The sequence below is a fragment of the Caulobacter sp. genome (assembly GCF_049283275.1).
GTDB lineage: Bacteria > Pseudomonadota > Alphaproteobacteria > Caulobacterales > Caulobacteraceae > Caulobacter.
In genome coordinates this window covers 1-8,501 of the sequence record NZ_JBAPVS010000273.1, presented here as the reverse complement: position 1 = coordinate 8,501, position 8,501 = coordinate 1, and the positions used below count along the sequence as shown (strand labels likewise).

Sequence of the window (8,501 nt, the reverse complement as noted above, 5' to 3'; positions counted from 1 at the left end):
GCCCCGAGGATCACGGGGCCGTCGAAGGTGATGCGGTCGGTCATGCTTCAACTCCACTCCCTTCCCCCTTGATGGGGAAGGGGGTTTAAATCAGCTCCACGTCCACGTGGTGCTTGGCCTTGACCAGGTCGTAGCGGGCGGGGACCGTCGGCGGCGGCAGGTCGATCATCCGTTGCACGGCCAGCTTGGCGCGGATCTGCACGCTGGGGTCCACCGTCACCTCGTACTGGTCGTACAGCAGGGCGTCGTGGATGTTCTGCAGGCTGATCCGCTTCATATGCGGACACAGGTTGCAGGGGCCGATGAACTGGGTGCCGGGGCTTTCGGCCTGGACGTTGGAGGCCATCGAGCACTCGGTGATCAGCACCACCTGCTTGGGCTTCCTCAGCGCCACATAGTCGTTCATCGCCGCCGTGGAGCCGGCGAAGTCGGCGGCTTCCAGGATCTCGGTCGGGCACTCGGGGTGGGCCAGGATGTCGGCGCCCGGATAGGCGGCGCGCATGTCGGCGATGTCCTGGGCGGTGAAGCGCTCGTGCACCTCGCAGCGGCCGGCCCAGGCGATGATCTTGACGCTGGTCTGGCGCGCGACGTTGCGGGCCAGGAACTCGTCGGGGATCAGGATCACCGTGTCGACGCCCCATTCGCGCGCGGCCCACTCCACCACCTGCACGGCGTTGGCGCTGGTGCAGCAGATGTCGGTCTCGGCCTTCACGTCGGCGGTGGTGTTGACATAGGTGACCACCGGGATGCCCGGGTGGCGCTGCTTGATCAGCCGCACGTCGGCGCCGGTGATCGAGGACGCCAGCGAGCAGCCGGCCCGCAGGTCGGGGATCAGCACGCGCTTTTCCGGCGCCAGCACCTTGCTGGTCTCGGCCATGAAGTGCACGCCGGCCTGGACGATCACCGCCGCGTCGCACTTGGCCGCCTCGCGGGCCAGGGCCAGGCTGTCGCCGACGAAATCGCCCACGCCGTGGAAAATCTCGGGCGTCATGTAGTTGTGGGCCAGGATGACGGCGTTCTTCTCGCGCTTGAGCCGATTGATCTCGGCGATCAGCGGCGCGTGGATCTGCCACTCCAGAGGCGCCACGTGGTGCTTGACCTTGTCCCACATCGAGGCGGTGGCCGCTTCGACGTCGGGGGTGAAGGCGAGGGGCGCCCGGGGGGACACGAAACCGTCGGCCATGTGATCCTCTCTTATGCTCAATCTGAGCATTTCCAGGGCCTCAAAAAACGCCGGAAACGGAGGATAAATCGTTAAGGCCCGCTCCGACGTCGTCCCTTATGCTTAAATTGAGCAAAAGGGATGAAAGACATATAGCCCTTCCAAGGCCGATTGCAAAGCGGCGGCGTGAAAATCGGTGTTCGGTCTAGTCGCGCGGGGTGAGATTTCCGCCGAGTCGAGCCTCTCGGCCCGGCGGAAAACCCTAGCCCGCCTTGAGGCCGTAGCCTTCGAAGCGCTCGACGACCTCGGCCTCGAGGGCGATGGCCGCTTTCAGATCGGCCTGGCCGCCCGTCTGGTCGCCCAGCTTCTGCTTGACCAGCCCCCGGCCGTACAGCGAGGCGGCCTGCTTGGGTTCCAGGGCGAGGGCGGCGTCGTAGTCGGCCAGGGCCGCCTTCAGGTCGCCCCGGCGCAGCTGAGTGAGCGCCCGGCTGTCCAGGACCGCCGCGTTGCGCGGCCGCAGCTTCAGCGAGGTGTTGCAGTCGGCCAGGGCCTTATCCAGCTCCACGCCCGAGACGGCTCGCGCCCAGCAGCGCGAATTCCAGGACGCGGCGATGTCCGGGCGCAGCGCCACGATCGTCTCGGTGTCGGCCAAGGCCAGGTCGAATCGCTTCTGCCGCTGGAACAGCTCGGCGCGCCAGATCAGGGCGTCGACCTTGAACGGATCGATGCGCAGGGCCTCGTCGGCCTCGCGACGGGCGTCTTCCGGCCGGTTGGCCATCTGATAGGCGTGAGACAGGCTGGTGAGGCGATAGATGTTGTCGGGATCCATCGCCACCAGGGCCTCGAGACGGGCGACGGCGTCGTCGTATTCCTTGGCCTCCATGGCCGACCAGGCCCGCGCGCGCAGGAGTTCCGTGTCGGTTGGGGCGGCTGCCAGGCCCCGGTCGAGATCCTTTCGGGCTAGGTCCGGCTTCTTCAGCTGGCCGTGCGCCCGAGCCAGGATCAGCAGCAGGTCCTTGTCGTCCGGCGTGGCGGCTAGGGCCTTTTCCAGATCCGCGACCGCCTCGTCGGCCCGATCCGCCGCGATCAGCACGCCGGCGCGATTGGCCTGCCAGACCTGCGGCGGCGACGTGCTCTTGCGCGCGGCCTGGTCGCAGAGCTTCAGGGCCCCGGCGTAGTCCTTGCGCGAGACCAGCAGGTTGACCATCGCCTGCCAGGGCGCGTCCTGGGTCGGCTGGGCGTCCCGCGCCTTCTGGAACAGACGCAAGGCCTGGTCCGGGCGATCGTGGATCCAGGCCTCGTAGCCGGCCGACAACGGGCCTTCGTCGATCGGCTGGGGCGCGGTCTTCGGCGCGTCCTTGGAGTCCTTGTCGACGGCGCGGATGGCCACCACGCCGACGCCTTCGCGCGCCCGCTGGGTCGAGGCCTTGGCGTCCTCGGGCGAGATCTCGCGGTCGACTGTGCGCAGGCTGCGGATCAGGGTCACCCGGCCGTGCGCCTGCACGTAGCTGCGCAGCACCTTCGCCCCGCCGACCACCTCGTTCAGGTTGCGGCCGTTGGTTTGATAACCCTCGCCGCCGTCGGGCAGGGTGATGGCGGTCACCCAGCGGCCGAAGGACGGATAGGCCACACCGTAGGGCGCCTTGGGGTCCATGGCGCTGTCGCGCTGGAAGCTGGTGTATTGCAGGCCGCTGCCGTCCAGGTCCCACTGGCGAAGGCCGCCCGCGACCGGCCACCAGTGGATAGTGCCCTTGCCGCGCAGGTTGATGATGAACAGGGCGGCGTTGGCGTCGTAGGTCCAGTCGATGTCGGTGAAGTCGACCCAGCTGATCTCGTCGCTCCAGGACCGCAGGCTGGCGCGGACCACCTCGTCGCGGGGCTGGCTGGACACCTGCCGGTTGGCCTCGATCGCCTGGTCGCCGCGCAGCACCGCCTGGACGGTCACGTCGGCCGGAACATCGGCGCCGGCCGAGGCGTCCACCCGCATGATCGTCTCGCCGTAGGGCTTCAGGAGCGGCCTGGGCTCCATCTTCTCCAGGTTCGCGCCATTCGCGCGCAGCGGCAGGGCCCAGAGGAACGGCGGCACGTCGAGATTGGCGATGTTCTCGTCGCCCGACCGCGTGCCGTCCAGCCAGTAGGTCCGGCCGCCGATCGTCGTGCGAACGATGACGTGGTCGAACATGTCCTGCCCGGGCAGGCGCTGGTCGAGGCCGTCGCCGCGACCGCTGGAATTGACCAGGGCGGCCTCGGCCGGGATGTCCAGTTGGGCCAGGAGGGCCAGCAGCAGGGCGGTCTTGCCCTTGCAGTCGCCGAAACGGTGACGCCAGGTCTCGTCGGCCGCGGCTGGCTTGCGGCCGCCGCCGTCTAGGCCCACGAAGACGTAGCGCACCTGCGACTGCACCAGCTTCAGGGCCAGGGCCGCGCGGACGGCCGGATCGGGGCTGGCCACCCTGATCTTGTCGACCTCGGCCTTCAGCGGCGAGCCCGCCTCCAGCGTCGCGGCCCGGGCGTAGTACGGCGCCATCAGGCTGGACACCTGGGCCCAGGTCTCGAAGCCGCTCAGCGACAGCTGGTTGATATAGGCGTAGCGCATGGGCGCGCCGGACGGGGCCTGGGGCGCCTTGATGTCCTTGAGGTCCAGCAGCAGCTCGCCGCCCGCGTCCGTCTCGCTGACCGTCGGCGCGGGCAGGTCGGCGCCCTTGAGCCAGCGGATCGGCCGGTCCTTGGTCCACAGCACGCGGATCCGCACCCGCGGCGCCACGCCCGGGTGGTCCACCGTCGAGCGCCATTCGGCGCGCGCGCCGGGCAGGGGGTCGCGGTAGCGGCGCGAGACGGTGAAGGCCAGCGAGTCCCCGACCCGCAGCCCCTTGACCTGGAGCGTCGCCGTCAGGCGTCCGTCCAGCATCGCCGACTCCAGATTGGTCTCGCGGCGCAAGATCTCGAACTTGTCGGACTTCAGGACGTCGATCGTCTCGCCGTCGCGCAGGACGACCAGGCGGTGGACGGTGACGGCCTCTGAGGCAGGGTCCCACTCCAGCTTCAGCGAGCCCGCCGCCAAGCCTTCCTCGGTCAGGATCTTGAAGGCGATGTCGGTGTAGATTTCCTCGCCCTCGGCGGTGACGCGGACCTGCTGGTCGATCAGCCGATGGACAAAGGCCGCGCCCGTCGGGGCCGTCGGCGCGGGCGGCGCCTCGATCGGCTTCACCCAGGCCGCGGGCGGGCCGTAGAGCACCGTGCGAACATCCGCCGGGGCCGTCTGCTCTGCGGCCGCCCGGACGGGCGCCGGCGACGCGACGGCGACAGTTGCCGTGGCGGTGAGAGCCGCCATGGCCAACACTTTTACAATCATGCAGTCCCCCAATCGGCGCAGCTTAGCGCCGCGCCGTCCGGGCGCAACCCCGAGCCGAGTTGCCGCCGCCCGATCGGAGTCCTAGACCTTCGCCTTGCCCCGCTTGCCGGCCGTCTGGATCGGCGCGTGCCGGTCCCAGGCGTCCGCCATGGCCTGGGCCAGGGCGTCCAGGGCGTAGGGCTTGCGCAGCAGAAGCCAGGGGGTCTCCTGGGCGCGGCCCAGTTCCTGGCCGGCATAGCCGGAGCTGAGCAGGATCGGCAGCTCCGGCCGTTCCTCGGCCAGGGCCAGGGCCAGATCGACCCCGCTCTTGCCGCCGGGCATGATCACGTCGGTGATCACCAGGCTCAGGGTCGGGTCGGTGCGGGCGATGGCCAGGGCCTCGTCGACGGTGGCGGCGCGGCTGACCATGTGGCCCAGCTCGTCGAGCATGGCGGCGATCAGGTCGCCCACCTCGACGTCGTCCTCGACCAGCAGCACGTGGGCGCTGGCGCGGGTGGCCGGCGGCCGGACGGCCAGCACCTCGACCGGCGAGAAGGCCTCGCGCACCGGCAGCAACATGGCCACCGTCGTGCCCTGACCCGGCTCGGATGTGATGGTCACCTCGCCGCCGCTCTGGCGCACGAAGCCGTAGACCTGGCTCAGGCCCAGGCCCGTGCCCTTGCCGACCGGCTTGGTGGTGTAGAAGGGCTCGAAGGCCCGTTCCAGGGTCTCGGCGTCCATGCCCGCGCCGGTGTCGGTGACGGCCACGCGCAGATAGCGGCCGGCCGGCAAGACGCCCTGGGGCTCGGCCAGATCGACGCCCTGCGAGACGATGGTGATCTTGCCGCCGGGCGGGGTGGCGTCGCGGGCGTTGACCACCAGGTTCAGCAGGGCCGCTTCGAACTGGCCGGAGTCGGTCAGGGTGGCGCGGCCCCCGGCCTTGAGGTCCAGGGTCAGGTCGACGCCTTCACCGACCGCGCGGCGCAGCAGGCTCTCGCTGTCGATGATCATCGCGTCGATCCGGCAGATTTCCGGATTCAGCGGCTGGCGGCGGGCGAAGGCCAGCAGGTGCTGGGTCAGCTTCTCGCCGCGCCGGGCCGCCGACTGGGCCGCGGTCAGCATCCGGTCGCGCCGCTTCTGATCGTCGGGATTGCGCTGCAGCACGTCCAGCGCGCCGATGATCACGGTCAGCAGGTTGTTGAAGTCGTGGGCCACCCCGCCGGTCAGCTGGCCGATGGCCTCCAGCTTTTGCGACTGGGTCAGGGCGGCCTGGGCGGCGTCGCGTTCGGACAGGGCCTCCTGCACGCGGTCGGCCAGCAGTTCGTTCAGCCCGGTCAGCTTGACCTCGGCCTCCTTGGCCTCGGTGACGTCGAAGGCGATGCCGATGAAGCCGATGAACTCGCCGCCAGGACCCAGGCGCGGCTGCGAGAACGATTTCAGCCAGCGCATCTCGCCGTCGATCCGGCGATAGCGGCCCTGCAGGCTGAACGCCTTTCGCGACGCCTCGCCGGCGATCTGGGCCTTGAGGATCTGTTTCAGGTCGTCGGCGTGCAGCCGCGAGCGCCAGTCCAGCACCAGGGCCTCGTCATAGGGCACGCCGGCGAAGGCGACATAGGCGTCGTTGACGAAGACCCGCGCGCCGTCCTCGCCGCTGATCCACATCAGCACGGGGGCGCTGTTGGCCAGGGCGCGGAACCTGGCCTCGCTCTCGCGCAGACCCTCCTCGGCGCGGCGGCGCTTGGTGACCTCGTAATTGACGCCCAGAATGCGCAGGGCGCGGCCGTTCTCGTCGCGCTGGATCTCGCCCTGGCCGTGAATCCAGCGCTCGCCCTCGGGATGGTTGGCCAGCCGGTATTCGACCTCGTAATGCGGGCCGGCCTTCACCGCCGCGATCACCCCGCTCCGGATCATGGCGCGGTCATCGGGATGGATCAGCTCGATCAGGGCGCTCATGTCGATCGGGCCCTCGGCGGCGAGGCCGAGGTTCTTGCGGGCGGTGGAAGACAGGGTCAGGACGTCGTTCTGGAGATCCCATTCCCAAGGGCCGACCCCGGCCGAGTTCTGGGTGACCTCCAGGCGGGCCTCGGCCTCGATCTGGAGCCGGCGGGCCTCGGCCAGGCTGACCACGCTGGCGCGCAGGCCCGCGGCCACGGCCGTGATGATCATCGAGGACACCAGGAACAGCACCAGGGTGGCGACCTCATCCTCGCCCAGTCCGCCGCCCCGGGGACCGGCCCACAGCCACAGGGCGAAGGCCATGCCCGCCGCGATCGGCCCCAGGCCCCACCGCCAGCCGGCATAGAGGGTGACCAGGATCATGGCGGGGAAGAAGGTCAGGGTCGCGCCGACGCCGCTGGACAGGCCCAGCAGGGCGATCCTCAGGGCCACCGCCGCCAGGATCGCCGCCAGGGTCACCAGGGCCGATCGCCAGGCCGGCGGGGAGGTCCTGGGAATGAGCCACGCGCTGATTGCGTTCGGCGACGCACGCCGACGCTCCATCGCGGGTGGTTCTTTTGTCGTCATGGGCCCCAACGCGCACATACGTCTTGCCAAGAAGATGGACACGCTTACCTAGGACACGCAACACGGGAGATTGAGATGGCTGCGAACCTGAACACCGGCTTCACGACGAAACAGCGCGCCGACATCGTCGGAGGCTTGAACAAGGTTCTGGCCGACAGCTACGCGCTGTACCTTAAGACCCACGGCTACCATTGGAACGTCCGCGGCCCCAATTTCCAGGCGCTGCACGTGCTGCTGGAGGGCCAGTACACCGAGGAGTGGACGGCGCTTGACGCCATCGCCGAACGCATTCGCGCGTTGGGCGAACTGGCCCCGATGGGCTACGGCGCCTTCGGCAACCTCTCCAGCATCAAGGACGGTGACGCCGAGAAGGAGTGGGAAGGCATGTTCAAGGAACTGCTGACCGACAACGAGACGGTGATCGCCACCCTGCGCGATGCGTTCAAGGCGGCCGACGAAGCCGGCGACGAGGCCACCGCCGACCTCTACACCCAGCGCCTGGCCGCGCATGAGAAACACGCCTGGATGATCCGCTCGACGCTCGGCGGAAAGTGATCTTCCGGGTCCGCACGTGCCCGGTCTAGATCGATATACGATCCTCGGGGCCGTCCAGCTGGCTCTGGCGTCGGGGGCGGTGATCGCCCTCGGCGTGCTTTCCGCGTGCGGGCTCGACCACTTCGCGACAGGGCCGGCGCGGTCCGCCGGCCTGATCACTTTCGCCGTGCCGTTGTCGGAGGGGGGCTTGGCTCGCTACATGGCCAAGGACCCGGCTGTGCTGGCCCTGGTCAATCGGCACGATCCGCGGCCGCACAAGGACTATTGGGGGCGGATCCCCGGCTGGGAAAAGCTGGATCTGCACCGGATCCCGCGATTGGGCGACCGCGAGGCGGATTTCGAGGAAGCCCGGGCGATCAACGCCTTCAAGCCTCAGGCGCCGTCACCCCTGGAACCGTCGCGACCCTTCAAGCTGACGGGCGCGGCGTCGGAGCGCGACAAGGCCCTGCACTGCATGACCCAGGCGGTCTATTTCGAGGCCGGCTTCGAGCCCCTCGCGGGCCAGCAGGCCGTGGCCCAGACCGTGATCAACCGGGTGCGCCATCCGGGCTACCCCAAGTCGATCTGCGGCGTGATCTATGAAGGCGCCGCCCGGGGTACGGGCTGCCAGTTCAGCTTCACCTGCGACGGCTCGCTGGCGCGGCCCATCAGTCCGGCGATCTGGACCAACGCCGAGATCGTCGCCAAGCGGGCCCTGGCCGGCTTCGTGATGAAGGACGTCGGCGCCGCCACCCACTATCACGCCGACTACGTCTATCCGTACTGGGCGCCGACCCTGGTCAAGCTGCGCACCCTGGGCGCGCACGTCTTCTATCGCTGGACCGGTCCGTCGGGCCGGCAGTCGGCGTTCCGGGGGCGCTATTCGGGCAATGAGGCCTTGTCGGCCGACATCCTGATGGGCGCGGATCCGCGCACCCTGGAGGCCGCCCCGCC

The 8,501-nt window shown here is 69.3% G+C and carries 6 protein-coding genes; 3 read left to right on the top strand and 3 right to left on the bottom strand.

Annotation, left to right across the window (positions count from 1 at the left end):
• Nucleotides 1-85: 85 nt before the first annotated feature.
• From nadA to WAL33_RS15470, 3 genes are all read right to left on the bottom strand, one after another.
• The gene (nadA, locus tag WAL33_RS15480) at nt 86-1,183 is read right to left on the bottom strand and encodes a quinolinate synthase NadA (RefSeq protein WP_422182415.1); all 1,098 of its coding nucleotides are present in this window, start codon (nt 1,181-1,183) and stop codon (nt 86-88) included.
• Nucleotides 1,184-1,424: 241 nt separating this feature from the next.
• Complete coding sequence (locus WAL33_RS15475) at nt 1,425-4,490, bottom strand: DUF3857 domain-containing protein (RefSeq protein ID WP_422182414.1); 3,066 nt, start codon at nt 4,488-4,490, stop codon at nt 1,425-1,427.
• Nucleotides 4,491-4,592: 102 nt separating this feature from the next.
• On the bottom strand, nt 4,593-6,905 hold the full coding sequence (locus tag WAL33_RS15470; RefSeq protein WP_422182413.1) for a PAS domain-containing protein: 2,313 nt from the start codon (nt 6,903-6,905) through the stop codon (nt 4,593-4,595).
• A gap of 37 nt (nt 6,906-6,942) precedes the next feature.
• On the opposite strand from WAL33_RS15470, the gene WAL33_RS15465 reads away from it, so the two are divergent.
• The 3 genes from WAL33_RS15465 to WAL33_RS15455 form a co-directional block, all read left to right on the top strand.
• Nucleotides 6,943-7,065: a hypothetical protein gene (locus WAL33_RS15465; protein ID WP_422182412.1), complete on the top strand. Its 123-nt coding sequence runs from the start codon at nt 6,943-6,945 to the stop codon at nt 7,063-7,065.
• 23 nt (nt 7,066-7,088) lie between these two features.
• On the top strand, nt 7,089-7,568 hold the full coding sequence (locus tag WAL33_RS15460; protein ID WP_422182411.1) for a Dps family protein: 480 nt from the start codon (nt 7,089-7,091) through the stop codon (nt 7,566-7,568).
• Nucleotides 7,569-7,584: 16 nt separating this feature from the next.
• Nucleotides 7,585-8,501, top strand: a 917-nt coding sequence (locus WAL33_RS15455) for a cell wall hydrolase (protein ID WP_422182410.1), incomplete at its 3' end; no start/stop codon positions are given.

What these genes read in the sequence shown, in the direction of transcription:
- WAL33_RS15475 (WP_422182414.1), bottom strand. Translation starts at nt 4,490, where the DNA reads ATGGCGGCTCTCACCGCCACGGCAACTGTCGCCGTCGCGTCGCCGGCG.
- WAL33_RS15465 (WP_422182412.1), top strand. Translation starts at nt 6,943, where the DNA reads ATGAGCCACGCGCTGATTGCGTTCGGCGACGCACGCCGACGCTCCATC.
- nadA (WP_422182415.1), bottom strand. Translation starts at nt 1,183, where the DNA reads ATGGCCGACGGTTTCGTGTCCCCCCGGGCGCCCCTCGCCTTCACCCCC.
- WAL33_RS15460 (WP_422182411.1), top strand. Translation starts at nt 7,089, where the DNA reads ATGGCTGCGAACCTGAACACCGGCTTCACGACGAAACAGCGCGCCGAC.